The sequence below is a fragment of the Exiguobacterium sp. UBA7533 genome, assembly GCF_002479335.1.
Lineage (GTDB): Bacteria > Bacillota > Bacilli > Exiguobacteriales > Exiguobacteriaceae > Exiguobacterium_A.
In genome coordinates, this window is sequence record NZ_DLMP01000017.1 from 9,157 (window position 1) to 9,421 (window position 265).

Sequence of the window (265 nt, forward strand, 5' to 3'; positions counted from 1 at the left end):
GCCGACACGGACGATTAAACCGTTCGCACGAAGGACTTCTTCTTGCTCAAGTTCAATCGACAGCTCGTCTTCGATTTGACTGACGTACGATACGAGTTCATCCGCTTCTTTTGGTGGAAGTTGTCCACCGTCGTCTCCGTACACTTTATATCCGTTGTATTCTGGTGGGTTATGACTCGCCGTAATGACGATCCCGCCCGCTGCTTGTAAAGACCGAACCGCAAACGAAAGTTCTGGTGTCGGACGTAGACCGTCGAACAGATAC

Annotated in this window: 1 pseudogene; it reads right to left on the reverse strand. The window is 50.6% G+C overall.

Annotated features, from left to right (window positions below):
* Positions 1-265 (reverse strand): annotated as a pseudogene (locus tag B2U10_RS14515) (phospho-sugar mutase); the annotation flags it as partial.